Genomic DNA, 25634 nt, shown 5'->3' with positions numbered 1-25634 from the left:
CCCCATGAACACCCGCGAGCACCTGAACCGCTTCGACGTCTGGGCCCCGCACGCCAGGACGGTGACCGTGCGGATCGAGGGCGACGACCACGACATGATCCCCGCCGCGGACCTGCCCGAGGACTCCCCGGCGGGCACGGCGGCACGCCGCGACGGCTGGTGGACCCTGCCCGACGGCGCGGACGTCCCCGAGGGCACCGTGCGCTACGGCTACCTCCTGGGCAAGACCTTCGACGAGGGCACGGCGCAGGAGCGCTCGCAGGTCTCCGAGGTCCTGCCGGACCCGCGCTCCCGCCGCCAGCCGCAGGGCGTGCACGACCTCTCCTGCACGTTCGAGCCCTCCGCGCACCGGTGGGGGGACGCCGCGTGGACCGGGCGGACCCTGGCCGGGTCCGTCGTCTACGAGCTGCACCCCGGCACGTTCACCCCGGAGGGCACCCTCGACTCGGCGGTCGAGCGGCTCGACCACCTCGTGGAGCTCGGCGTGGACTTCGTGGAGCTGCTGCCCGTCAACGGCTTCAACGGCGAGCACAACTGGGGCTACGACGGTGTCCTCTGGTACACCGTGGACGAGTCCTACGGCGGGCCCGCGGCCTACCAGCGCTTCGTGGACGCGTGCCACCAGCGCGGGATCGGCGTGATCCAGGACGTCGTCTACAACCACCTGGGCCCGTCCGGGAACTACCTGCCCCTGTTCGCCGACTACTTCAAGCCCGGCTCCAGCACCTGGGGCGACCTCATCAACCTCGACGGCTGGGGCTCGGACGGCGTGCGGGACTACATCCTCGACAACGTCGAGATGTGGCTGCGCGACTACCACGTGGACGGGTTCCGCCTCGACGCGGTGCACGCCCTGCAGGACCACCGGGCCGTGCACATCCTCGAGGAGATCGCCGAGCTCGTGGAGCGCGTGGGCGTGGAGACCGGCAAGCCCCTGTTCACCGTCGCGGAGTCCGACCTCAACGACCACCGGATGATCACGCCGACCACGGCCCACGGCCTCGGCATGACCGGGCAGTGGCTCGACGACTTCCACCACGCCGCGCACGTCGCCCTCACCGGGGAGACGCAGGGCTACTACGCCGACTTCGCCGCCCTCGGCACCCTCGACAAGGTGATGCGGGACGCGTTCTACCACGACGGCACCATGTCGGTGTTCCGCGGCCGCCACCACGGGCGGCCGGTCGACAAGCAGCGGGTGCGCCCGTGGCAGTTCGTCACGTGCATCCAGAACCACGACCAGATCGGCAACCGCGCCGCGGGGGACCGGATCAGCGCGAGCCTCACGCCGGACCAGCTCGTGCTGGGCGCCGCACTGCTCCTCACCCAGCCGTTCACCCCCATGCTGTTCATGGGGGAGGAGTGGGGCGCGTCCACGCCGTGGCAGTTCTTCACCGCCCACCCCGAGCCCGAGCTCGGGGAGGCCGTGGCCAAGGGACGCAAGGCGGAGTTCGCGTCCATGGGCTGGGACGAGGACACGGTCCCGGACCCCCAGGACCCCAGCACGTTCACGAACTCGAAGCTCGACTGGGACGAGCTCGGTCGGGACGACCACGCCCGGGTGCTGAGCGCCTACCGCGAGCTCATCGCCCTGCGCCGCGCCGTGCCCGAGCTCACCGACCCGCGCTTCGACACGATCGGCACCGACCTCGACGAGGACGCCCGCTGGTTCGTGCTGCGCCGTGCCACGGCCCCGGGCTCCGACCACGGGGTCGCGGTGCTGCTGAACTTCGGCGCCGGGCCCGCGCAGGTGCCCTTCCCCGGCCGCCCGGACGCCGAGGTGCTCTACCGCTCCGGCGACGTGTCGCTGACCGCGGGCTCCGGCGGCGGCGGCGTCGCCGCGCTGCCCGCCCACGGCGCCGCCGTGGTGCGCTACTGAGCCCTCTCCGCCGTCCACCGAACGACCTCCCCGACCCTCGAAAGGCCCCCGTGCGCACCTACGGACCCGACGTCCCCTACCTCCCGGCCGACGACCGCTACGAGACCATGCCCTTCCGCCGCGTGGGCGACTCCGGGCTGAAGCTGCCCGTGATCTCGCTCGGGCTGTGGCACAACTTCGGCGACGACAAGCCGCTCGCCACCCAGCGCGCCACGCTGCGCCGGGCCTTCGACCTCGGCGTGACCCACTTCGACCTCGCCAACAACTACGGCCCGCCGGCCGGCGCCGCGGAGCTGAACTTCGGGCGGATCCTGGCGCAGGACCTCGCGCCGTACCGGGACGAGCTCGTGATCTCCTCCAAGGCCGGCTGGACCATGGGCCCGGGCCCGTACCACTTCGGCGGCTCCCGGAAGTACCTCGTGTCCTCCCTGGACCAGTCCCTGCAGCGGATGGGCCTGGACCACGTGGACATCTTCTACCACCACCGCCCGGACCCGGACACCCCGCTCGAGGAGACGATGCGGGCCCTCGACCACATCGTGCGCTCCGGGCGGGCCCTGTACGTGGGGATCTCCTCCTACAACGCCGAGCTGACCCTGCGCGCCCAGCAGATCATGCGGGAGCTGGGCACGCCGCTGCTGATCCACCAGCCGTCCTACTCGATGCTCAACCGGTGGATCGAGTCTCCCGGACCGTCGGGGACCTCCCTGCTGGGCGCCCTGACGGAGACGGGGATGGGCTCGATCGTGTTCTCCCCCCTGGCCCAGGGCATGCTCACGGACCGGTACCTGGACGGCGTCCCGGAGGGCTCCCGGGCCGCCGCGGAGAAGTCCCTGAACCCGGAGTGGCTGACCGGCACGACCCTGGAGAAGGTCCGCGGTCTGCACGAGATCGCCGCCGCCCGCGGGCAGAGCCTGGCCCAGATGGCGATCGCGTGGGTGCTGCGCGAGCAGGCGGACGGCCAGGTCACCACCGCGCTCGTCGGCGCGTCCTCGCCGCAGCAGCTCGAGGACAGCGTGGGCGCCGTGCACCACCTCTCCTTCACCCCGGAGGAGCTGGAGTCGATCGACCGGCTGGCCACGGACTCCGACATCAACATCTGGGCGGGCGCCCGCGACTCCAAGACCGCGTGAGCGGCGGGGCCCGGTAGCCGTGGAGGCCTCGCAGTACCTCGCCCTGCTCGGGCTGTGGATCGCAGGGATCGTCGCCCCCGGCCCGGACGTCCTGGTGATCCTGCGCAACGCGTCGCTGGGCTCCCGGGCGGCCGGCGTGCTCACCGCGGTGGGGGTGATGACCGGCAACCTCGTGTGGATCACGCTCTCCCTCACCGGGGTGACCGTCCTGATCGGCCAGGCGGACACGCTCCAGCGACTGATCCAGGTGGCCGGGGCGCTGTTCCTCGGCTGGCTGGGCGTGAGCGGGATCCGGGCGGGTCTCGCCGCCCGGGCCGTGCCGGACCGGGTGCCGAGCGCGGCGGGCGGAGGGCCCGGCAGCGTCCCGGGGGAGCCGCAGGCCCCGCCGGGGCGCTCCGTCACCCCCGGCCGGGCCTTCGTGCTCGGACTCGTGACGAACCTCTCGAACGCGAAGGCCATCATCTTCTTCGTGGCGCTGTTCGCCAACGTGGTCCCCGTGGGCGCGCTGTGGTGGGAGGCGGCCCTGGTCTTCGCGCTGCTCGTGGCCGTGGGCCTCGCCTGGTTCACCGCCGTCGCGTGGGTCGGCTCGGTCGAGCGGCTGGCCGCGGGCTTCCGGCGGCACGGGGCGGCCGTGGAGCTCGCCGCCGGCGTGCTGTTCCTCGTGCTGGCCCTCGGCCTGCTGCTCAGTGCGCTGTGAGCCCGCCGGCCGGCCCCGGGGCCGAACCCGCCCGCGGCGGGCACTAGACTGGAGCGCTGGGTCCTGCCCGGCCGGGCGCCGGGGACGGGACCCAGACGACCAGACAAAGGAGTCCCGTGTCCCACCATCCCATTCGCGTGGCCGTCGCCGGTGTCGGCAACTGCGCCTCCTCACTGATCCAGGGCGTGCACTTCTACGCCGACGCCGACCCGGCCGCCACCGTGCCGGGGCTGATGCACGTGGTCTTCGGCGACTACCACGTGTCCGACATCGAGTTCGTGGCCGCCTTCGACGTCGACGCCGCCAAGGTCGGGTACGACCTCTCCGAGGCGATCGGCGCCGGGGAGAACAACACCCTGGTCTTCGCCGACGTCCCGCACACCGGGGTCACCGTCCAGCGCGGGCCCACCCTGGACGGACTCGGGTCCTACTACCGGGAGGTGGTCCAGGAGTCGGCCGCCGAGCCCGTGGACGTGGTGCAGGCGCTGAAGGACGCGCAGGTGGACGTGCTGGTGTCCTACCTGCCCGTGGGCTCGGAGCAGGCCGACCGGTTCTACGCCCAGGCCGCGATCGACGCCGGGGTGGCCTTCGTCAACGCGCTGCCCGTGTTCATCGCCTCCACCGACGAGTGGGCACAGAAGTTCACCGACGCCGGAGTGCCGATCGTGGGCGACGACATCAAGTCCCAGATCGGGGCGACGATCACCCACCGGGTGCTGGCGAAGCTGTTCGAGGACCGTGGCTACGTGCTGGACCGGACGTATCAGCTCAACGTGGGCGGGAACATGGACTTCATGAACATGCTCGAGCGCACCCGGCTGGAGTCCAAGAAGATCTCCAAGACCCAGGCGGTGACCTCCAACGTCCAGCGGGAGTTCGGCACGCGCGACGTGCACATCGGGCCCTCGGACCACGTGCCGTGGCTGGAGGACCGCAAGTTCGCCTTCGTGCGCCTGGAGGGCCACGGCTTCGGCAACGCCCCGATCTCCCTGGAGTACAAGCTGGAGGTGTGGGACTCCCCGAACTCGGCCGGGGTGATCATCGACGCGATCCGGGCCGCGAAGATCGGGGCGGACCGCGGGATCGGGGGCCCGCTCACCTCCGCGTCGGCGTACTTCATGAAGTCCCCGGCCGAGCAGCTGCCCGACGACGTGGCCAGGGCGGACCTGGAGGCCTTCATCCGCGGCGACCGCGAGCGCTGAGCCCGCCGCCCTCGGAGCACGGGACCCCCGCACCGTTGCCGGTGCGGGGGTCCCGTGCTCCGGGGGCTCAGAGGTAGTCGGCCAGGCCGGCGCGGTGGAGCACGAACGCCGTGACCGGTTCGTAGACGCGCGGCGGGAGGTTGTCGTCGAGCGGCACGGCGACCTCGACCTGGCCCTGCGCCTCCGCCACGAACACGCCCGGGTCGTTGCAGTCGGCGACCGCGATGGTCCGCAGCCCCCGGGACCCGGCCGCCCCGGCGAGGCCGTGGTCGGCGACCACGAGGTCGGGCGGGTTCTGCCCGTCCCGGCGCAGCTTCTCCAGGGTCAGGGACATCGGCCCGGGGAAGTGGGTGTGCCGCAGCCCGCCGTACTGCTCGACCATCACGACGCTCTCGATCTGCCGGACGTCGCCGTCCTCGAACGGGAAGCCGTCCGGGACCTGCACCACGTGCGCCCCGGCGCGGCGGGCCACCCGGGCCAGCTGCGCGTAGACCGGGAACAGGCCGGCCGGGTGGCCGGTGGCGAAGAGCACGCGCCCGCCGGCGGCGACCACCTCGCCGAGGACCCGCGCGTAGCGTTCCAGCCCGGCGACGGCCAGCTCTGCGGAGATCGTGTCCTGGCCCTCGGCGTGGGCCCGGTCGGGGGAGATGCCGACGCGGTCGCGCATCAGCGCGAACACGTCGTCGAAGCTCCACTCCCGGGTGCGCACCACGCCCATGTGCTGGTGCTGGTCGCCGTCGAGGAAGCCCTGGATGTTGCGCAGGTTCGCCTCCCGGGAGGTCGCCACCGCTCCGGTGATGCGGTGGTCGTCGAGGTGGCGGGCGAGGTCTGCGGGGGAGAGGGGGGAGGTCGTCACCGTTCGAGTGTATTCAGGCGCCGGCCGCTACCGTCGCGTATCCCCGCCCGGGCGCGGACCCGGGCGTAGACCTCCGCGGTGGCCAGGGCGGTGCGGTCCCAGGAGTGGCCCTCGGCGCGCCGGGCGGCGGCCCGGCCCATGCGCTCCAGGGCGGCCGGGTCGCCGGCGAGCTCGACCACGGCCCGCGCCCACGAGCCGGGGTCGCGGTCGGGCACGAGCCGGCCGGTGAGCCCGTCGAGCACCGCGGTGCGCAGCCCGTCCACGTCCGTGGCGAGCACCGGCGTGCCGCAGGCCTGCGCCTCCAGGGCCACGAGGCCGAACGTCTCGGAGGAGGAGGGGACGGCCACGACGTCGGCCCGGCGCATCCGGGCGGCGAGCTGCGGGGCCGGCAGGGCGGGCCCGAAGCGCACGACGTCCTCCAGCCCCAGCTCCCGCACGCGCTCCCGGAGCGCGGCCGTGAAGCCCCGGGTGCCGACCCCCACGACGTCCAGCTCCACGGGCAGGCCCGGGTCGGTCCGCCGGATCCGCGCGAGCGCGTCGACGAGGACGTGCGGGCCCTTGAGCGCCTGCAGGCGCCCGGCGAACAGGATCCGCAGCGGGCGCCCCGGTGAGCCGGGGGGCGGCTCGTCGGCGCGGCGCGGCTCGCCGGGGGCGGGGTCCGGGGAGAAGGCCGAGAGGTCGACTCCGGGGGTGATCACGGTCAGGCGCCCCGCGTCGGCGTCGTAGAGCTCGATCATCTGCAGCGCCTCGGTCCGGGTGTTCACCACCGTGGCCTCGGCCCGGGCGATCAGCCCGGCCTCGGCCTCGGCGCGGGAGGCCGGCTCGAGGCCCTCCCCGGTCCGGGCGCGCAGGTTCTTCCCGAGCGCCGTGGTGTGCAGGGTCAGGACGAGGGGGACGCCCCAGCCGTCGGCGAGCTCCCGGCCCGCGGCACCGGAGAGCCAGTAGTGGGCGTGCACGACGTCGGGCCGGTCGGCCTCCGCGCGGAGCACCTCCGCGAAGGCCGCGGTGAACCCGGGCAGGTCCTCCTTGCTCGCCCCGGCGGCACCCGGCAGCGAGACGGTGAGCAGCCGCAGCCCCTCGCGGATGCGGGTGCGCCGCACGCCGGCGACGGCCGGGGCGCCGCGGCCCCGGTCGAGGGTGGCCATGTCCACGGTGTGGCCGGCGTCCACGAGGGCCTCGGCGAGGTGGCGCACGTAGACGTTCATCCCGCCCGCATCCCCCGACCCCGGTTGCTCGAGGGGACAGGTGTGCAGGCTGATCAGCAGGACGTGGCGGGGCGCGGCGGACACGGCTCAACTCTAGCCGCCGGGCCCGGGGCCCCGGTCCGGGCCCGGGGGCGGCGGTGCCACAATGGGAGCCGTGAACCGTCCAGACCCCGTCCCGGCCGCCCCGTCCGGATCCGCCCTCCCCCCTCCGCCCCGGTGCGAGCGCAGCGCCGTGGTCGACCTCGCCGCCGTCCGCGCCAACGTGCGCCGGCTCCGTGACCTCGCCGCCCCCGCCCGGCTCATGGCCGTGGTCAAGGCCGACGCCTACGGCCACGGTGCGGTGCCCGTGGCCCGGGCGGCCCTCGAGGCCGGCGCCCACGCCCTGGGCGTCGCCCACGTCGGCGAGGCCCTCGCCCTGCGCGCCGCGGGGATCGGGGCGCCCGTGCTCGCGTGGCTGCACACCGTCGACACCGACTTCCGGGCGGCGCTCGCCGCCGACGTCGAGCTGGGCGTCAGCGGCTGGGAGCTCGCCCCGATCACCGCGGCCGCCCGCGCGCTCGGGACCACCGCCCGGATCCACCTCAAGATCGACACCGGCCTGGGCCGCAACGGCGCGCCGGAGGCCCTCTGGCCCGAGCTCGTGCGGGCCGCCGCGCAGGCCGAGACCGAGGGGCTCGTGCGGGTGGTCGGCGTCTTCACCCACCTCGCCGTCGCCGACGAGCCGTCCCGGCCCGAGACCCGGGAGCAGCTCGAGCGCTTCCGCGCGGCCGTGGCCACGGCGCGGGCCGCCGGGCTCCGGCCCGGGCTGCGGCACGCGGCGAACTCGCCCGGTCTCCTCTCCGCCGCCGGGCTCGAGCGCCCCGGGGACATGCTCCTGGACATGGTCCGGGTGGGGGTGTCCCTCTACGGGCTCTCCCCGTTCGCGGACCGCACCCCGGAGCAGCTCGGTCTCGTGCCCGCCATGACCCTGCGGAGCACGGTCAGCGCGGTCAAGGAGGTGCCGGCGGGCCAGGGCGTCTCCTACGGGCTGGGCTACGTCACGGACCGCCCCACCACCCTGGCGCTCGTCCCGCTCGGCTACGCGGACGGCGTCCCGCGCTCCGGCACCGGCGGCCCCGTGCGGATCCAGGGCCGCACCTACCCGGAGGTCGGCCGGGTCGCGATGGACCAGATCGTGGTCGACCTCGGCGCGCCGGGACGCTCCGCCCCCGAGCACGGGCTGCTCGGGGCGGAGGCCGTGCTGTTCGGGGCGGGGGAGAACCCCTCGGCGAGCGCCTGGGCGGACGCCGCCGGCACCATCAACTACGAGATCGTCACCCGCGTCTCGCCCCGCGTGCCCCGGGTGCACCTGCACGCCGCGGAGGACCCGGCGGGCGCGGCGGAGGAGCAGGCATGAGCGAGTGGACCCGGACCGTGACCGTGGACGGGCCCGGGCGCACCCAGGCCCTGGCCGAGCGGCTGGGCGCCCAGCTGCGCGCCGGGGACCTGCTGGTCCTCACCGGCGAGCTCGGCGCGGGCAAGACCACGTTCACCCAGGGGCTGGGCCGGGGCCTGGGGGTGCGCGCGGGGATCATCTCGCCCACGTTCGTGCTGGTCCGCCGGCACCCCAACGTCCCGGACGGTCCCCGGCCCGGCGGCCCGGACCTGGTGCACGTCGACGCCTACCGGCTGGGCTCCGCGGCGGAGGTCGACGACATCGACCTGGAGGACACGGCCGACACCGCCGTCACCGTGGTCGAGTGGGGGGCCGGGAAGGTCGAGCACCTGGCCGACTCCCGCCTCGAGATCGTGCTGGAGCGCGCCGTGGGCGCCGACCCCCTCGTCCCCGGCGCGGCCGGGGACGAGGACCCGGACGAGGACGACGAGCCCCGCCGCATCACCCTCACGGGGATCGGCCCGCGCTGGGCGGACGGGCCCCCGCGGCTCGACTGAGCCGGGAGGCGCCCCCGGGGGCGGGCACTACACTGGTCGGGTGCTCCTCCTGTGCCTGGACTCCTCCGCCGTCGCCTCCGCCGCCCTCGTCACCGGTGCGGGCGAGGTCCTCGGCTCCTACGCGAGCCCGGACACCCGCTCCCACGCCGAGGTCCTGGCCCCCGCGGTCCGCGACCTGCTGGCCGGCCGCGGCGTCACCGGCGCCGACCTCGACGGGGTCCTCGTCGGCACCGGCCCCGGGCCCTTCACCGGCCTGCGCGCGGGGATCGCGACGGCGCGGGCGCTCGCCTTCGCGTGGGACGTGCCGCTGCACGGTCTCATGAGCCTCGAGGCCCTCGCCCAGGACGCGGCCGGGCCCGCCCGGGCGGCCGGTCACGAGGAGTTCCTCGTGCTCACCGACGCCCGGCGCCGGGAGGTCTACTGGGCCCGGTTCGCCGCGACCGAGGACGGCCCGCGGCGTACCGGGGGCCCGGGCGTGGCCGCCGCCGAGCAGCTCCCGGAGCTGCCCGCCTACGGCCGCGGGGCGGGGATCTACGCGGACCGGCTGGCCCGGCCCGTGCCGGAGTTCGCCGCGGCGCAGCCCACGGCGTCGTCCCTGGGCCTCGCCGCCGCGCGCCGCACGGCCCGCGGGGAGGCGCTGTCCCGGGACACGACCCCGCTGTACCTGCGCGAGTCCGACGCGAAGGTCCCCGGCCCCCGGAAGCGGGCGGGCGCGTGAGCCCCGCCCCCGGCTCCTGGACGCTGCGCCGGATGGACCCCGCGGACGTCGCGGCGGTGCACGCGCTCGAGCGGCGGCTCTTCCCGGTCGACGCCTGGCCGCTCGAGATGTTCTTCGCCGAGCTCGCCCAGCCCGTGTGCTGGTACTGGGTCGCCGAGCAGGACGGCGTGATCGTCGGCTACGCGGGGCTCATGTGCCTCCGTCCCGTGGGCGACGTGCAGACCATCGCGGTGGTCCCCGAGCACGAGGGACGCGGGATCGGCTCCGCCCTGCTGCGCACCCTGCACGCGCAGGCCCGGGAGCTCGGGGCCACCGAGGTGCTGCTCGAGGTCCGCGCCGACAACCCGCGCGCCCAGCAGCTCTACCGCCGCTTCGGCTACGAGCAGATCCACACCCGCCCCCGCTACTACCGGGACGGCGCCGACGCGCTGATCATGCGCCTCGACCTCACCGGAACCGACACCCCGGCCGCCACCGACACCCCGGCCGCCCCGACGGAGGAGACCCCATGACCGACGGACCCCTCGTGCTGGGCATCGAGTCCTCGTGCGACGAGACCGGCGTGGGCATCGTCCGGGGACGCTCCCTGCTCGCCAACGTGGTGTCCTCCTCGATGGACGAGCACGTGCGCTTCGGCGGCGTGATCCCCGAGATCGCCTCCCGCGCCCACCTCGACGCGATCGTCCCCGCCCTGCGCGAGGCCCTGGACCGGGCGGGCGTGGGCCTGGCGGACCTCGACGCGCTCGCGGTGACCTCCGGGCCCGGCCTGGCCGGGGCCCTGATGGTGGGCACGGCCGCCGCGAAGGCCCTCGCCGTGGCCACGGGCAAGCCCCTCTACGCGATCAACCACCTCGTGGCGCACGTCAGCGTGGGCCTGCTCGAGGACTCCGGGGTCGAGGGCTTCCAGGGCGACTTCGACGACGGGCTGCCGCCCGGCCTCGGGGCGCTGCTGGTCTCCGGGGGGCACACCGAGATCCTCGCCGTCGAGGACCTCTCCCGGGACGTGCGCCTGCTCGGGGCCACGATCGACGATGCGGCCGGTGAGGCCTACGACAAGGTGGCCCGCGTCCTGGGCCTCGACTACCCCGGCGGCCCGGCCATCGACGCCGCCGCCCGGGACGGGGACCCCACCGCCTTCCGCCTGCCCCGCGGGCTGAGCGCGGGCAAGTACGTGGGCTCCGCCGAGCGGCCCGGCCCGCACCGCTACGACTTCTCCTTCTCCGGGCTCAAGACCGCCGTGGCCCGGGTCGTCGAGGGCTACGAGGCGCGGGGCGAGCCGGTGCCGGTCGCCGACGTCGCGGCGTCCTTCCAGGAGTCGGTGGCCGACGTGGTCACCCGCAAGGCCGTGCTCGCGTGCACGGAGCAGGGGCTCGGGACGCTGCTGCTCGGCGGGGGAGTGGCCGCGAACTCCCGGCTGCGCGAGCTCACCGCCGAGCGCTGCGCCGCGCACGGGATCGAGCTGGTGATCCCCCGGCTGCCGCTGTGCACGGACAACGGGGCGATGGTCGCCGCGCTGGCCGCCCGGGTCGTGGCCGAGGGCCGTGCGCCCTCCGGGCTGGACTTCGCTGCCGACTCGTCGCTGCCGGTCACCACCGTCTCCGTCTGAGCCGGCCGGGGCCGCTCACGGCACGGGGGTGACCAGGGTGCCGTCGGCCAGCCAGCTGCGGAGGTTGCGCAGGGTGAGCTCGGCCATCTCCCGCCGGGTCTCCACGGTCGCGCTGCCCACGTGCGGCAGGAGCACCACCGTGTCGAGCTCGCGCAGGGCGGCCGGCACCCGGGGCTCGTCGGCGAAGACGTCCAGGCCGGCCCCGCCGAGCCGGCCCTCCTGCAGCGCCGCCACCAGGGCCCGCTCGTCGACGACCGAGCCGCGGGCGACGTTGACGAGGAACCCGTCCGGGCCGAGGGCGTCCAGCACCTCCGCGCCGACCGTCCCGGCGGAGTCCGGGCCGCCGGGGACGGCGACCACGAGCACGTCGACGGCGGCCGCCAGCTCCGCCGCGGACCCGTGGTAGGCGTACCCGCTGCCGGTGGCCGGGCGCCGGTTGTGGTAGTGGATCTCGCAGCCCAGCGCCTCCAGCCGGACGGCGACCGCCCGGCCGATCCTGCCGAGGCCCAGCACGCCCACCCGTCGTCCGGAGGCGTGCCGGCCCAGCGGGAAGTTCCCCGTGCTCTCCCACTGCCCGCGCCGGACGTAGCGGTCCGCCGCGGAGAAGCGGCGCAGCACGTCCAGGTAGAGGGCCAGCGCGGTGTCCGCCACGGCGTCGGTCAGGACGTCGGGGGTGTTGCTCATCACGATGCCGCGCGCGGCGGCCCCGGCGGCGTCCGTGCCGTCGTAGCCCACGCCGAAGTGGACGACGGCCTCGAGCCGGGGCAGCCGCCGCATCAGGTCCGCGCCCACGCCGGTGCGCCCGGAGCCGACCGCCACCCTGACGTCGCCGGCGTGCCGCTCGAGGAAGCGGTCCTGCTCGGCGGGGTCCTCGGGCAGGCGCAGGGCGGAGAACTCGGCGGCCAGCGCCTCCTCCAGCAGGGGGTGCAGGGCGCCGAGCTGCAGCACCCCGTGGTCCTGCGGGGCGTGGCGGGCGGAGGGGTCCGGGCCGGTGCCGGTCGTGTTCGTCATGCCTGCAACCTAGGGACGAACAGGTCCCCGCGTCCAGCGGGGCGTGCCGGGCGGGCGGGTCAGTCGTTCTCCCGGGTGCGGCGGACGATGTCGAGGGCGACGGCGTGCAGGTCCCCGTCGTGGGCCCGGGCGACCGCGCGCTGGCGCTGGTAGCCGGCGCCCTGCTCCAGGATCCGCTCCACGTCGGCGAGCTCCCGGGAGCAGCCCAGCTGCGCGGCCACGGGCTCCAGCCGGTCGAGCAGCGCGGTCAGGTCCGTGCGCAGGTCCCGCTCGACGTTGCGCGGGTCGGTGATGACCTCGGCGTCGAGGCCGTAGCGGGCGGCGCGCCACTTGTTCTCCTGGATGTGCCACGGCTTCAGGCGGGCGGGGGGCCGGCCCGCCTCCACGTCCCGGGAGATGGACTCCGCGAGGCACTGGGTGAGCGCCGTGAGCGCCCCGACCTCCCACAGGGTCGAGAGCCCGTCGCAGAAGCGCACCTCGTCGGTGCCCAGCCGGGGCACGGGGCGCACGTCCCAGCGGGCCTCGCTCATCTCCTCGATGATGCCGGTGGCGATCATGTCCGTGATGCACTGCTCGTAGGCGTCCCAGGACGGGAAGTGGTACGGCAGCCCCGCCGTGGACAGCTGCTGGAAGATCATGGAGCGCTGGGACGCGTAGCCGGTGTCCTCGCCCGCCCAGAAGGGCGAGTTCGCGGACAGCGCCAGCAGGTGCGGGTAGTAGGTCAGCAGCCCGTCCAGCACGGGCAGCGCCTTCGCCCGGGAGTCGAGGCCCACGTGCACGTGCACCCCGTAGATGACCATCTGCCGGCCCCAGTACTGGGTGCGGTCCACGAGCTTGTGGTAGCGCTGCTTGTCGGTGACCTGCTGGTCCTGCCAGCGGGCGAACGGGTGGGTGCCGGCGGCGAAGACCTCGAGGCCCTGCGGGTCGGTGACCTTGCGGATCTCGTCCAGCATGGTGGACAGCTGCTCGGTGGAGTGGGCGACGTCCCGGCACACCCCGGTGACCAGCTCGACGGTGTTGAGCAGGAACTCCCCGGTCAGGTGCGGGTGGTCGCCGTCCGTGCCCCAGGCGGGGTGGGCGTCCAGGACGGCCTCGAACGTCTCCCGGCCCCGGGGGACGAGATCCCCGGTGGTGCCGTCCACGAGGGCGATCTCCCACTCGACGCCCAGCGTCGACTGGTGGGAGCGGGCGAACGAGATCTCCACGCGGCAGGTCCTCCGTGCTCTGGGGGCGGGCCGGTCGGCCCGCGGAGCCATCAGTCTACGGTTTCCACGACGATCACGACGCGCTGCTCCGCGGGGCCCGCGCCGCCCCGCCCCGGGCCTCCCGGGCCGGGGCCCGGGGCCGTCCGGGTGACCACGAGCGTGGCCCGTCCGGGGCCCTTCGGCGCGAGCCGGCGGCGCAGCTCCTCCGGGGTGACGTCCGTGCCGCGCTTCTTGATCTCGAGCGTGCCGACCTCGTGCTCCCGGACCCACCGCTTGAGCACCTTGACGGTGTGCGGCAGCACCTCCCGGACGCGGTACGCCCGGGCCAGCGGGGTGCGCACGAGCTCGTCGGAGGTGAGGTAGGCGATCCGGGGGTGGATCAGCCGCGCGCCCAGCTGCCGGGCGAGGTCCGTGACGAGCCCCGCCCGGATCACCGCGCCGTCCGGTTCGTAGAGGTACGCGCCCACGGGGCCGACCACGGCGTCGGCGTGGGCGGGGTCGTGGTCCTCGGGGCTGGCGAGCTCCGCGGACCCGTGCTCGGAGAGCACGAGCGCCGCCCGCCGCACGCCGGGGCGGGCCACCGCGTTGAACCACAGCACGGCCTCGACCACGTCGCCCCGGTCGGAGACCCACTGCGCCTCGCACCCGGCGGGGATCGCCTCGTGCGGGATGCCCGGCCCCAGCTTCACCCCGACGGGCAGGCCGCGCCCGGCCAGCGCCTCGACGAAGGACAGGGGCGGGGAGAACGCCTCGGGGTCGAAGATCCGGCGGGTGCCCGACGACGACGTGGTGCGCCGGGCCGGGTCCAGCCACACCCCGTCCGGCGGTCCGCCGGGCAGGGTAGTGAGGTCCAGCTGCTCGACGTCGGCCTGCAGCACCGTGGCCTCGGGGAAGGGGAGGAGGTTGAGCGTGGCCACCGCGGCCGTGGTCTCGTCGAGCTCCACGGCGGTGACCCGGCGGTCCAGGGAGGCCAGCGCGAGCGCGTCCGCGCCGATGCCGCAGCCGAGGTCGGCCACGTGCACCAGGTCCGCGTCGGCGAAGCGCCGGGCGTGCAGGGCGGCCACCCGCAGCCGGGTGGCCTGCTCGAGGCCGGCCCGGGTGAAGAGCATGCGGTCGGCGAAGTCGCCGAACTTCTCCCGCGCCCTGGCGCGGAGCCGGGCCTGGGTGAGCACCGCGGAGACGAGCCGGGGATCGTGCCCCGCGGCGCGCAGGCGGGTCGCGGCCCCCAGGGCGTCGTCGGCGTCGTAGGGGCCCACGGCCTCCAGCAGGCGACTCCCCTCGGCGGTGAGCAGGGGTGCGATGTCGGTCGCCTCGTTCTGCATCGGTCCACCCTATCCGCCCCCGCCCGTCCGGGCGGGCACCGGTCAGTAGAACGCGGCGAGACGGCCCCGGGGGCCGTCGATGACGGTCACCGGGGTCTCGAAGACCCGGGTGAGGACCGCGCCGTCCATGATCTCGTGCGGCTCGCCGAACTCGGCGACCCGGCCGTCCTTGACGGCGCAGATCCGGTCCGCGTAGTGGCTGGCGAAGTTGATGTCGTGGAGCACGATGACGATGGTGCGCCCCATCTCGTCGCAGGCCCGCCGCAGGTGCTGCATCATCGACACGGCGTGCCGCATGTCGAGGTTGTTGAGGGGCTCGTCCAGCAGCACGTGGTCGGTCTCCTGGGCGAGGACCATGGCGACGTACGCGCGCTGGCGCTGGCCGCCCGACAGCTGGTCGAGATAGCGGTGCTCCAGCGGCGCCAGGCCGAGGAAGTCGATGTACCTGCCGATGATCTCGTCGTCCACGGCGGTGAGCCGGCCGCGGCTGTGGGGGAAGCGGCCGAAGCCCACCAGCTGCCGCACGGTGAGCCGGGTGATGTAGTGGTTCTCCTGGCGCAGGACGGAGACGATCCGGGCGAGGTCCTTGGACCGGGTCCGGGCCACGTCGTAGCCGGCGATGTCGATGCTGCCGTCGTCGAGGCCGAGCAGGCGCCCGATCATCGTCAGCAGCGTGGACTTGCCCGCCCCGTTGGGGCCGACCAGGGCGGTCATCCCGGCCGACGGGATCTCGAGGTCGACGGGCCCGACCGTGACCTCCCCGCCGTAGTCCTTGCGCACGTTGGTCAGGGTGATCACAGCCGGCCCTTTCGGAGGATGACGTAGAGGAAGACGGAGCCGCCGACGAGCTCGATGATGATCGAGACGACGCCCTGGGCGTAGAACACGTGGTTCAGGACGAAGTAGGCGCCCGTCAGGACGAGGAACCCGGTGAGGACCGCCACGGGGAAGAGGTGGCGGTGGTCGTACGTGTCGGCGAACTGGTAGGCGAGCGTCGCCACCAGGAAGCCGAGGAACGTCATGGGGCCCACCAGGGCGGTGGAGACGGCCATCAGGACGGAGACGAGGAAGAGGGTGCCCATGATCTCGGCGCGGTGCCGCAGGCCGAGGTTCAGGCTCACGTCCCGTCCGAGGGCGACCACGTTCAGGCGCGAGGACCTCAGCCACAGGGCGCCCCCGGCCAGCAGGCACAGCGGGACGGCCACCGGCAGGTAGTCGGCCTGGGCGTTCGTCACGGAGCCGAACAGCCGGGCGGAGAGCACGTCGAACTCGCTGGGGGACAGCAGGCGCTGCATGAAGGTCGAGACGGAGCCGAGGCCCCCGCCGATGATGATGCCCACGAGCAGCATCACCTGCAGGTTCCCGTACCGGCCGGAGAGCAGCCAGCCGTAGAGCGCGAGGGAGAGCGCGACCATGAGGGCGACCTGCAGCAGGAACTGCGGCACGCCCTGCAGGACGAGGATCCCCGCGGCGCCCAGGAAGTACACCGTGGACGTCTGGATCGCCACGTAGAGGGACTCGAAGCCCATGATCGACGGGGTGATGATCCGGTTGTTCGTGGCCGTCTGGAAGCTCACGGTCGCGATCGCCTGGCAGAAGGCCACGACCGCCATGATGACCACGCTCGTCACCCGGCGGTCCGCGATCCGCCAGAAGCCGTCCGAGCCGACCGGCATCGGGTTGTCCCAGGCCAGCAGGCCGAAGGCGAAGCCCGCGGAGGCGAGGGCCAGCACGGCGACGACCGTCCAGTACCGCCGCCGGGCCCGCGGGGTGGGGAACGCCCCGGCGCGGCCCCGTGCGGCGGGGGCCGCCGGCGCCGCGGCCGGTGCGGGTGCGGGAGTGCTGAGCACGGCCTCAGACACGACGACGCTGCCTCAGGAGCAGGCAGACGAACACCACGGCGCCGACGATCCCGAGGATCACGGACACGGGGATCTCGAACGGCATGATGATGATCCTTCCGATGAGGTCGCACAGCGTCACGATGGCGATGCCGAGCAGGCACACCCACGGCAGGTTGCTGCGCAGGTCGTCGCCGCGGACCATCGAGACGATGTTCGGCACGATGAGGCCCAGGAAGGGCAGGTTGCCGACGACGACGGTGACGACGCCGGTGGCCACCGCGATCAGCCCGGTCCCGAGCAGGACGGTGCGGTGGTAGTTCAGCCCGACGTTGGTGGCGACGTCCTCGCCGAGCCCGGCGACGGTGAGCCGGTCCGCCACGAGGAACACCGCGATCCCGACCAGGAGCACGATCCACAGCACCTCGTACTGACCGCGCAGCACCGAGGTGAAGCTGCCGGCGAACCAGACCCCGAGGTTCTGCAGCATGTCCGTCTGCAGCGCCAGGAACGTCGAGACGGACCCGACCACCGCGCCCAGCATGATGCCGACGATGGGCACGATGAGGGAGGAGCGCAGGGAGACGCGGCGCAGGAAGAGGAAGAACACCATGGTCCCGATGAAGGCCGCGGTCACGGCGCCGAGCATCCGGGTGAGGACAGTGGCGGTCGGCACCAGGAGCATGACGAGCAGCAGCCCGAGCCCCGCCCACTCGGTGGTGCCCGTGGTGGTGGGCTCCACGAAGCGGTTCTGCGTGAGTAGCTGCATCACCAGGCCGGACATGGACATGGCGGCGCCGGCGAGCACCAGGGCGATGGTGCGGGGGATCCGCGTGATCGCGAACATCTCGTCGCCGTCCTCGGCGCCGAAGACGTCGTAGACCCCCGTGAGGAGGGACGCGGCCAGCAGCGCGAGGACGCCGAGCGCACCGAGCAGCAGCTTCCAGTCGAACAGCGAGCCCTTGCTCGCCGCGGGGGGTCTCGACACGATCGTCGACATGGGGTCAGTCCTTCCTCCGGCCTCGTGCCCGGCGGACGGCGGTGGTGGGGCGGACCCCGCCACCGCCGTCCGGACGATGGGTCAGTCCTGCGCGCCCATGGCGTCGGCCAGGGTGTCGAAGAACTCGGTGTAGGTCTGGATGCCCTCGTTGGTGTAGGTGTCCCGGGGCATGTAGACGACCTGGCCCTCCTGCACCGCGGTGACGTTCTGCAGGGCCGCGGCGTTCTCGATGACCTCCTGCGCCGGGGTGTACTCCGGGTCCTCGGCGGAGATCGCGGCGTCGCGGTCCAGCACGAGGATCCAGTCGGGGTTCGAGTCGGCGATCGCCTCCACGGAGATGTCGTCGCCCTGGTGGTCGTCGCTGGCGCCCTCGACCTCGAGGGCCGGTGCGAAGTCGAAGATCTCGAACAGCGGGCCCAGGGTGCGTCCGTTGCCCGGGGCGATGAAGCCGATCTCGCCGCCGGAGACGGTGACGGCCATGACCGTGTCGCCGGGCCGGTAGCCGTCGACGACGCGCTGCATCGCCGCGTCGAAGTCGCCGTTGATCTGCTCGGCCTCGTCCTCGCGGTCGAAGACCTGGCCCAGGACGGAGGTCTGCCGCTTCAGCTCCTCGTCGAAGGGCTCGTCCTCCCGCGGGTCGAGCTCGACGATGGTGGCCTCCGGCACCAGGTCGGCGAAGTCCTCGCGGTAGTCGGCGAAGCGCTGGCCGTTGACGATGAGGTCGGGGTCCGCGGCGACGACGGCCTCGAGGTCGGGCTCGCGGTGGTTGCCGAGGTCGACGACGGACTCGTCGTCGGCGTAGGCGATGGTGTCCGGCATGAGGGCGCGCGGGGCCGCCGCCAGTTCGACGCCCCACTCGGCGAGCGTCTCGAAGGTGCGGTTGTCGGTGGCGACGACGGACGCCGGCGGGGCCTCGACCGTCTGCGTGCCGTAGTTGTCCTCGACCTCGACCGTGGCGGCGGAGGGGGCGGACGACTCCGCGGAGGCGGCCTCGTCGCCCTGGGCCGTGCCGCAGGCGGTGAGGGCGAGGACACCGGCGACGGCCAGGAGGGCAGCCGGGTGCTGGGTGCGGTTCATGGTCTTCCTTCGTGCAGAGGACGCCGGCGTGCTCCGGGGTGGAGGACGCCGGCGGGATCCGATGGGCGCGACGAATCTGCGCACGGATGCGCCGGGACGTCGAGGAGGGCACCGCTGCTCGGCCGAGGTAAGGGTTGCCTTACCGCTCAACCTAGAGGGTCGGGCGGGCGTGAGGCAAATCATTGGCGAACACGGGCGTGACCTAATTCCTGCCGGACGTGCCCGCGGGGGTCGGCGCGCTGGCACTCGCCTTGACCGACTGCCAGCCCGCTCCTACAGTTGGCCTTGGCACTCTCCGGGTGAGGGTGCTAAGGGCCAGGCGATCGACCGGCACCGCGACGACGGTCGGTGCGCCGATCGGCCCGAAGCTCGACGGCGGGCTCCGCCCGCGGTCGCCCACCGTTTTCCACCCCTACAGACAAGGAGAGATCGTGTCGGTCTCCATCAAGCCTCTCGAGGATCGCATCGTCGTCCAGCCGCTCGCCGCTGAGCAGACCACCGCATCCGGTCTCGTCATCCCGGACACCGCCAAGGAGAAGCCCCAGGAGGGCAAGGTCCTGGCGGTCGGCCCCGGTCGTGTCGACGACTCCGGCAACCGCATCCCGGTCGACGTCCAGGAGGGCGACGTCGTGATCTTCTCGAAGTACGGCGGCACCGAGGTCAAGTACAACGGCGAGGAGTACCTGGTCCTCCCGGCCCGCGACGTGCTCGCCGTCGTCGTCAAGTAGACCGGGCCGCACCGACCCGGCGCAGACCGCGCAGTCCTGACGAAGGGTGCCCGCCGCACGCCCCGCTGTTCCGGCGGGCCCGCAGCGGGCACCCTTCGCCGATCCAGACCCCGAAACCCGCTGGCGACCCCAGCCACCCCAGAAGGAGCTCTTCGCCCATGGCCAAGCAGCTGGCGTTCGACGACGCCGCCCGCAAGTCCCTCGAGAACGGCGTCAACAAGCTCGCCGACACCGTCAAGGTCACCCTCGGCCCGCGCGGGCGCAACGTGGTGCTCGACAAGAAGTGGGGCGCCCCCACGATCACCAACGACGGCGTGACCATCGCCCGCGAGGTCGAGCTCGACGACCCGTACGAGAACCTCGGTGCCCAGCTCGCCAAGGAGGTGGCGACCAAGACCAACGACGTCGCCGGCGACGGCACCACCACCGCCACCGTGCTCGCCCAGGCGCTCGTCAAGGAGGGCCTGCGCAACGTGGCCGCCGGCGCCGACCCGCTGAGCCTCAAGCGCGGCATCGAGAAGGCCGTCGAGGCCGTCTCCGAGCGCCTGCTCGAGAACGCCCGCCCGGTGGAGGGCACCAACGTCGCCCACGTGGCGACCATCTCCGCGCAGGACCCGGCGATCGGCGAGCTCATCGCCCGGGCCTTCGAGACCGTCGGCAAGGACGGCGTCATCACGATCGAGGACGGCTCGAGCACCGAGGTGGAGCTCGACGTCACCGAGGGCATGCAGTTCGACAAGGGCTACCTGTCCCCGTCCTTCGTGACCGACGCCGAGCGCCAGGAAGCGGTCATGGAGAACTCCCTGGTGCTGCTGTACCAGGGCAAGATCTCCTCGGTGCCCGAGCTCATGCCCGTGCTGGAGAAGGTCCTCCAGGCCAAGAAGCCGCTGACCATCATCGCGGAGGACGTCGAGGGCGAGGCCCTGTCCACCCTCGTGGTCAACCGGCTGCGCGGCACCCTCGACGTCGTGGCCCTCAAGGCCCCCGGCTTCGGCGACCGCCGCAAGGCGATCATGCAGGACCTCGCCGTCCTCACCGGCGGCCAGCTCATCACCAGCGAGCTGGGCATCAGCCTCGACCAGGTCACCCTGGAGCAGCTGGGCACCGCCCGGCGCGTCACGGTCACCAAGAACACCACCACCCTGGTCGACGGCGGGGGCACCCCGGCCGAGATCCAGGACCGGGTCGCCACGATCCGCGCCGAGGTGGAGCGCACCGACTCCGAGTGGGACCGCGAGAAGCTCCAGGAGCGGCTCGCCCGCCTGGCCGGCGGGGTCTCCGTGATCAAGGTCGGCGCCGCCACCGAGGTCGAGGCCAAGGAGCGCAAGCACCGCATCGAGGACGCCGTCTCCGCGACCCGCGCGGCCCTCGAGGAGGGCATCGTCGCCGGCGGCGGCACCGCCCTCGTGCAGGCCGCGAAGGTCCTCGACGAGTCCGACCTCGGGCTCACCGGGGACGCCGCGACCGCGCTCGGCATCGTCCGCCGCGCGCTGCGGCAGCCGCTGTACTGGATCGCCCAGAACGCCGGTCAGGACGGGGCCGTGGTCGCCTCCCGCGTCGCCGAGCTCGAGGCCGGGCACGGCTACGACGCCGCCACCGGCGAGTACGTCGAGATGGTCGGCGCCGGCATCATCGACCCCGTCAAGGTCACCCGCTCGGCGCTGCAGAACGCCGCGTCCATCGCGGCGCTCGTGCTGACCACCGAGACGCTCGTGACGGACAAGCCCGCCGAGGACGAGGGGCACGGCCACGGCCACCAGCACTGACGGCCGGCACTGACGGCCGGCGCCGAGCCGGCCCGCCCCGCGGACCCGTCCCACCACCGGTGGGGCGGGTCCGTCGCCGTCTCCGGGGGCCGCCCCGGCGCCTCCGGTAGAGTGCGGGGGTCCGCACGACCACTGCCGCGCCCCCGGCGGCACGGTGTTCCCAGGAGATGCCCATGACGACCCTCGGCGCGCAGAGCACGCCCACCGGCGTCGAGCCGGACACGGCCCGGCGGGTGGCCCGCTACGCCGGGTTCCGCCCGGAGGTGCAGGGGCTGCGCTTCGTCGCGGTGCTGCTCGTGGTGGTCTACCACGTGTTCCTGGACCGGGTGTCCGGGGGAGTGGACATCTTCCTGCTGATTTCGGCGTTCTTCCTGACCCTGTCCTTCGTGCGCAAGCTCGAGGCGGGGAGGCCGCTGGCGCTGGGGCGGTACTGGCTGCACGTGTTCAAGCGGCTGCTGCCGCTGGCGGTGCTCACCATCCTGGGCACCCTGGTGCTGGCGTGGTGGTTCTTCCCGGAGGCGCGGATCGACCGGGTGCGCACGGAGGCGCTGGCCTCGGTTCTCTACGTGGAGAACTGGGCGCTGGCGCTGGCCGAGGTGGACTACTACGCCGCCGACGACTCCACGGCGTCCCCGTTCCAGCACTTCTGGTCCCTGTCGGTGCAGGGCCAGGTGTTCCTGCTGTGGCCGCTGGTGTTCGGGGCGGCGTGGCTCGTGTGCCGGGGCGGGCGGCGGCGGCCGGTGCCGGTGCTGGCGGTGCTCTTCGGGTTGGTCCTCGCGGTCTCCCTCGCCTGGTCGGTGCACACGACCGCCACGGACCAGGCGTTCGCCTACTTCGACACCCGGGCCCGGCTGTGGGAGTTCGCCCTCGGGTCCCTGCTGGCCCTCGCGGTGCCGTACCTGCACCCGCCGCGGGCGGCGCGGGTGGTGCTGGGCTGGGCCGGGATGCTCAGCATGGTCTCGGTCGGGGTGCTGATCGACGTGCAGGGCGCCTTCCCCGGCTGGATCGCCCTGTGGCCGCTGCTCTCGGCGGCGGCGATCATCGTGGCCGGGCAGTCCGGCTCGCCCCTCGGCCTGGACCGGATCCTCGCCTCCCGGCCCCTGGTGCGGCTCGGGGACGCCTCCTACGCGCTGTACCTGGTACACTGGCCGCTGCTGATCACCTACCTGGTGCTGCGGGACCGGCCCGTGGCCGGGCCGCGGTCGGGGGTCGCGATCATCCTGGTCTCCCTGCTGCTGGCGGTGGCCGCCACGAAGCTGGTGGAGCGCCCGTTCCAGCGGTGGGCGTGGCCGGAGCGGGACAAGCGGCGGCTGGCCGCGTCGGTGGCGGTGAGCCTGGCGCTCGTGGCGGTGCCGGTGCTGGTGTGGCAGCAGGCCGACGCACGGCGGGCGGCCGCGCTGGCGGAGGACGCCGCCCGCAACAACCCCGGGGCCGCGGTGCTGGACCCGGGCTTCGAGTTCCGGGGCGACCCGGACGCCCCCACCCTGCCCCTCGCCTCCGCGCTGGGCGACGAGTGGGTCGGGCTGCCCGAGCCCTGCTCCGGGGCGTTCGCCCCCGAGCAGGAGGTCCTCGAGCAGTACTGCCGCCAGACCCCGGCCCTGCCGGACCCCGAGCGGACGATCGCGGTGGTCGGCAACTCCCACATGGAGCAGTTCATGGGCGCGGTGATCCCCCTCGCGGAGGAGCGCAACTGGCAGCTCGTCGCTGTGCTGCAGCCGGGCTGCGCCTTCGCGGTGCGCCCGGAGGGGGACGCGTGCCACGAGGGCAACGACGCGGCGATCGAGTACGTGGAGCGGCTCGCCCCGGACGCGGTCATGACGACCTCGACCTACGCCGCCCGGATGGACGGTCCCGCCGAGGCCCTCGTCGGGGGGTTCCCGGAGCTGGTCGACCGCCTCACGGGCCAGGGCATCGACGTCGTCGGCTTCCGGGACAACCCCCGGTTCGACTTCAACCCCTACGAGTGCGCCGTGCGCCACGGCCAGGACGCCGACCGGTGCCGCGTGCCCGTCGAGCAGGTCCTGGCGCCCGTCAACCCGGCCGACGCCCTCCGGGACCGGAACGGCTTCGCCTCGCTCGACCTCACCGACCTCATCTGCCCGGAGGGGCTGTGCCGTCCCGTGGTGGGCAACGTGCACGTCTTCTTCGACCCGCACCACCTCACGTGGACCTACGCGCGGACGATGGCGCCGGCCCTCGAGACCCGGCTCCCCGGCACGCTCCTCCAGGAGGTGTCCTCGTGAGCACGGTGCAGGCCGGCGCCCCGCGCCCGGACCCGGGGGCCGCCTCCCCGGGCGGCCCCCGGGGGCGTCGAGCCGGACACGGCCCGGCGGGTGGCCCGGTACTCCGGGTTCCGCCCCGAGGTGCAGGGGCTGCGCTTCGTCGCGGTGCTGCTCGTGGTGGTCTACCACGTGTTCCTCGGCCGGGTCTCCGGGGGCGTGGACGTGTTCCTGCTGATCTCCGCGTTCTTCCTGACCCTGTCCTTCGTGCGCAAGCTCGAGGCGGGAAGGCCCCTGGCCCTGGGACGGTACTGGCTGCACGTGTTCAAGCGGCTGCTGCCGCTGGCGGTGCTCACCATCCTCGGCACCCTCGTCCTGGTGGCCGCCGTCTACCCCGGCTCCGACGCCGGGCAGTGGCGCACCGAGGCGCTGGCCTCGGTGTTCTACGCGGAGAACTGGGCGCTCGCGCTGAGCTCCGTCGACTACTACGCCGCCGACCACTCCACCGCCTCGCCGTTCCAGCACTTCTGGTCCCTGTCGGTCCAGGGGCAGGTGTTCCTGCTGTGGCCGTTGATCTTCGCCGCCGCCTGGCTGCTCACGCGGCGGGGGAGCCTCCGGCCGGTCCCCGTCCTGGTCGCGATGTTCGGCACCGTGTTCCTGGCCTCCCTGGCGTGGTCGGTGCACAGCACCGCCGTCCAGCAGGAGTTCGCCTACTTCGACACCCGCACCCGGCTGTGGGAGTTCGCCCTCGGGTCGCTGCTCGCCCTCGCCCTGCCCTACCTGAAGCCGCCGCGGACCGCGCGCGTGGCCCTGGGCTGGGCCGGGCTGCTCAGCATGGTCTCGGTGGGGGTGCTGGTCGACGTGCAGGGGGCGTTCCCCGGGTGGATCGCCCTGTGGCCGCTGCTCTCGGCGGCCGCGATCATCGTGGCCGGCCGCTCCGGGTCCCCGTTCGGACTGGACCGGATCCTCGCCTCGCGGCCCCTGGTGCGGCTGGGGGACTCCGCCTACGCGCTGTACCTGATCCACTGGCCCGTGCTGATCACCTACCTCGTGCTGCGGGACCGGCCCATGGCCGGGCCGCGGTCGGGGGTGGTGATCATCGTCGTCTCCCTGGTGCTCGCCGTGCTGGCCACCCGGCTGGTCGAGGACCGGTTCAAGAAGTGGGCCTGGCCCGAGCAGAACAAGCGGCGCCTCGCCGGGGTCGTGGTGCTCTGCCTCGCCCTGGTCACCGCCCCCGTGCTCGCCTGGCAACAGGTCGAGGACCGGCGTGCCGAGCGGATCCAGGCCGAGGCCGTCCGGAACAACCCCGGGGCCGCCGTCCTCGAGCCCGGCTTCGAGTTCCGCGGCGACCCGGACGCCCCGACCCTGCCCCTGCCGGAGGACCTGCCGAGGCAACCGGCCTCCCTCGGCGAGGCCTGCCCCGAGGACCTCGACCTGCCGGAGGAGCTCCTCCGCTTCTGCCACGAGAGCGTGGCGCAGGAGGCCCCCGAACGGACGGTGCTCGTGCTCGGCAACAGCCACCTGCAGCACTGGCTCCCCGCGCTGCGGCCCCTGGCGGAGGCCGAGCGGTGGCGGGTGCTGACCTGGATCCAGCCGGGCTGCTTCTACGCCGCCGCCGAGGACCAGCCGGGCTCGGAGAGCTGCCGGGCGTGGTTCGAGGGCGCCGAGCAGATGATCGGCACCGCCGACCCCGACCTCGTCGTCGTCCAGTCGACCTTCACCGACCTGGAGGGGGAGGTCCTCCGGCCCGGACTGGAGCAGCGGGTCCGCGAGCTCACCGACCGCGGGATCCCCGTGGTCGGGATCCGCGACACCCCCCGCTTCCCGGAGGCGCCGGCCGAGTGCGCGGTGGCGAACGGGGAGGACGACCCCCGGTGCACCTTCGCGCACCCCATGGTGGGCACGCCCGATCCCGCGCTCCCGCTCGCCCGCGAGCTGCCGCTCTACTCGACCCTGGACCTCACCGACCTGATCTGCCCGGACGGGCGGTGCCCGCCGGTCGTCGGCAACGTCTACGTGTACTGGGACGACGACCACCTCAGCCGGGTCTACTCCGAGAGCGCCGCCCCGGTCTTCGGCGAGCGGTTCCGGGAGGCCCTCGCCACCGACGGCCTCCGCCCCTGACGACCGCCCGTCCCCGGCCGCCGGCCCCCGGCGCCGCCCGGTGACGGAGCGCCGGGTGCCCCGCGCGGCGCCGGTCGTGCGATAGGGTCGCGACGGGCGCCCCCGGCCCCGCC

At 73.9% G+C, this 25634-nt stretch carries 22 protein-coding genes; 13 read left to right on the top strand and 9 right to left on the bottom strand.

Annotation, left to right across the window (positions count from 1 at the left end; genetic code table 11):
* Positions 1 to 4 precede the first annotated feature (4 nt).
* From treZ to CK505_RS06350, 4 genes are all read left to right on the top strand, one after another.
* Complete coding sequence (gene treZ / locus CK505_RS06365) at positions 5 to 1879, top strand: malto-oligosyltrehalose trehalohydrolase (RefSeq protein ID WP_095650577.1); 1875 nt, start codon at positions 5 to 7, stop codon at positions 1877 to 1879.
* Positions 1880 to 1986: 107 nt separating this feature from the next.
* Positions 1987 to 3012 (top strand): aldo/keto reductase, encoded by a 1026-nt coding sequence (locus CK505_RS06360; protein WP_051063761.1) that lies wholly within the window; start codon positions 1987 to 1989, stop codon positions 3010 to 3012.
* 19 nt (positions 3013 to 3031) lie between these two features.
* The gene (locus CK505_RS06355) at positions 3032 to 3709 is read left to right on the top strand and encodes a LysE family translocator (protein WP_095650576.1); all 678 of its coding nucleotides are present in this window, start codon (positions 3032 to 3034) and stop codon (positions 3707 to 3709) included.
* A 116-nt stretch (positions 3710 to 3825) separates the two neighbouring features.
* Positions 3826 to 4911: an inositol-3-phosphate synthase gene (locus CK505_RS06350; RefSeq protein ID WP_095650575.1), complete on the top strand. Its 1086-nt coding sequence runs from the start codon at positions 3826 to 3828 to the stop codon at positions 4909 to 4911.
* A 67-nt stretch (positions 4912 to 4978) separates the two neighbouring features.
* Here the strand turns inward: CK505_RS06350 and CK505_RS06345 are convergent, their stop codons facing one another.
* Together CK505_RS06345 and CK505_RS06340 are read right to left on the bottom strand one after the other, a co-directional pair.
* Complete coding sequence (locus tag CK505_RS06345; RefSeq protein WP_095650574.1) at positions 4979 to 5767, bottom strand: phosphatase; 789 nt, start codon at positions 5765 to 5767, stop codon at positions 4979 to 4981.
* Positions 5764 to 7056 (bottom strand): glycosyltransferase, encoded by a 1293-nt coding sequence (locus CK505_RS06340; RefSeq protein ID WP_249033743.1) that lies wholly within the window; start codon positions 7054 to 7056, stop codon positions 5764 to 5766. Before CK505_RS06340 ends, CK505_RS06345 begins: the two co-directional genes overlap by 4 nt.
* 70 nt (positions 7057 to 7126) lie before the next feature.
* Here CK505_RS06340 and alr point away from each other — a divergent pair, with 70 nt between their 5' ends.
* From alr to tsaD, 5 genes are read left to right on the top strand one after another with little or no spacing between them, the layout of a single operon-like run.
* Positions 7127 to 8368 (top strand): alanine racemase, encoded by a 1242-nt coding sequence (alr, locus tag CK505_RS06335; RefSeq protein ID WP_255250900.1) that lies wholly within the window; start codon positions 7127 to 7129, stop codon positions 8366 to 8368.
* The gene (gene tsaE / locus CK505_RS06330) at positions 8365 to 8904 is read left to right on the top strand and encodes a tRNA (adenosine(37)-N6)-threonylcarbamoyltransferase complex ATPase subunit type 1 TsaE (protein ID WP_095650571.1); all 540 of its coding nucleotides are present in this window, start codon (positions 8365 to 8367) and stop codon (positions 8902 to 8904) included. The genes alr and tsaE overlap by 4 nt, the downstream gene beginning before the upstream one ends.
* A 40-nt stretch (positions 8905 to 8944) precedes the next feature.
* Positions 8945 to 9622 (top strand): tRNA (adenosine(37)-N6)-threonylcarbamoyltransferase complex dimerization subunit type 1 TsaB, encoded by a 678-nt coding sequence (tsaB, locus tag CK505_RS06325; RefSeq protein WP_095650570.1) that lies wholly within the window; start codon positions 8945 to 8947, stop codon positions 9620 to 9622.
* A 32-nt stretch (positions 9623 to 9654) separates the two neighbouring features.
* Positions 9655 to 10134, top strand: a complete 480-nt coding sequence (rimI, locus tag CK505_RS06320; protein ID WP_095650602.1) for a ribosomal protein S18-alanine N-acetyltransferase — start codon at positions 9655 to 9657, stop codon at positions 10132 to 10134.
* Complete coding sequence (gene tsaD, locus CK505_RS06315) at positions 10131 to 11228, top strand: tRNA (adenosine(37)-N6)-threonylcarbamoyltransferase complex transferase subunit TsaD (protein WP_095650569.1); 1098 nt, start codon at positions 10131 to 10133, stop codon at positions 11226 to 11228. The genes rimI and tsaD overlap by 4 nt, the downstream gene beginning before the upstream one ends.
* A 15-nt stretch (positions 11229 to 11243) precedes the next feature.
* Here the strand turns inward: tsaD and CK505_RS06310 are convergent, their stop codons facing one another.
* From CK505_RS06310 to CK505_RS06280, 7 genes are all read right to left on the bottom strand, one after another.
* On the bottom strand, positions 11244 to 12239 hold the full coding sequence (locus CK505_RS06310; protein WP_095650568.1) for a 2-hydroxyacid dehydrogenase: 996 nt from the start codon (positions 12237 to 12239) through the stop codon (positions 11244 to 11246).
* Positions 12240 to 12298: 59 nt separating this feature from the next.
* The gene (locus CK505_RS06305) at positions 12299 to 13444 is read right to left on the bottom strand and encodes a glutamate--cysteine ligase (protein WP_035924797.1); all 1146 of its coding nucleotides are present in this window, start codon (positions 13442 to 13444) and stop codon (positions 12299 to 12301) included.
* Positions 13445 to 13494: 50 nt separating this feature from the next.
* Positions 13495 to 14766, bottom strand: a complete 1272-nt coding sequence (locus tag CK505_RS06300) for a class I SAM-dependent methyltransferase (RefSeq protein WP_141246787.1) — start codon at positions 14764 to 14766, stop codon at positions 13495 to 13497.
* Positions 14767 to 14808: 42 nt separating this feature from the next.
* A complete protein-coding gene (locus CK505_RS06295) occupies positions 14809 to 15564 on the bottom strand; it encodes an ABC transporter ATP-binding protein (RefSeq protein WP_017834521.1) in 756 nt (251 codons plus the stop codon).
* The gene (locus tag CK505_RS06290) at positions 15561 to 16628 is read right to left on the bottom strand and encodes an iron chelate uptake ABC transporter family permease subunit (protein ID WP_017834522.1); all 1068 of its coding nucleotides are present in this window, start codon (positions 16626 to 16628) and stop codon (positions 15561 to 15563) included. The genes CK505_RS06295 and CK505_RS06290 overlap by 4 nt, the downstream gene beginning before the upstream one ends.
* Positions 16621 to 17607, bottom strand: coding sequence for an ABC transporter permease (locus CK505_RS06285; RefSeq protein WP_017834523.1), 987 nt, complete (start codon positions 17605 to 17607; stop codon positions 16621 to 16623). The genes CK505_RS06290 and CK505_RS06285 overlap by 8 nt, the downstream gene beginning before the upstream one ends.
* Positions 17608 to 17688: 81 nt before the next feature.
* Positions 17689 to 18684, bottom strand: a complete 996-nt coding sequence (locus CK505_RS06280; RefSeq protein WP_095650567.1) for a siderophore ABC transporter substrate-binding protein — start codon at positions 18682 to 18684, stop codon at positions 17689 to 17691.
* 431 nt (positions 18685 to 19115) lie between these two features.
* On the opposite strand from CK505_RS06280, the gene groES reads away from it, so the two are divergent.
* The 4 genes from groES (at position 19116) to CK505_RS06260 (ending at position 25521) form a co-directional block, all read left to right on the top strand.
* Entirely contained in the window at positions 19116 to 19412 is a 297-nt protein-coding gene (gene groES / locus CK505_RS06275) for a co-chaperone GroES (RefSeq protein WP_017834525.1), read from the top strand.
* A 158-nt stretch (positions 19413 to 19570) separates the two neighbouring features.
* Complete coding sequence (gene groL, locus CK505_RS06270; protein ID WP_035924783.1) at positions 19571 to 21178, top strand: chaperonin GroEL; 1608 nt, start codon at positions 19571 to 19573, stop codon at positions 21176 to 21178.
* A gap of 173 nt (positions 21179 to 21351) precedes the next feature.
* Complete coding sequence (locus CK505_RS06265; protein ID WP_095650566.1) at positions 21352 to 23421, top strand: acyltransferase family protein; 2070 nt, start codon at positions 21352 to 21354, stop codon at positions 23419 to 23421.
* Between the two features lie 90 nt (positions 23422 to 23511).
* Entirely contained in the window at positions 23512 to 25521 is a 2010-nt protein-coding gene (locus CK505_RS06260; protein ID WP_095650565.1) for an acyltransferase family protein, read from the top strand.
* Positions 25522 to 25634: the final 113 nt, after the last annotated feature.

Source organism: Kocuria sp. WN036 (genome assembly GCF_002287015.1).
In the GTDB taxonomy this organism is placed as follows: Bacteria; Actinomycetota; Actinomycetes; order Actinomycetales; family Micrococcaceae; genus Kocuria; species Kocuria rosea.
Note: the sequence above shows the minus strand (reverse complement) of the source record. Positions and strands in the feature narration are given on the sequence as shown.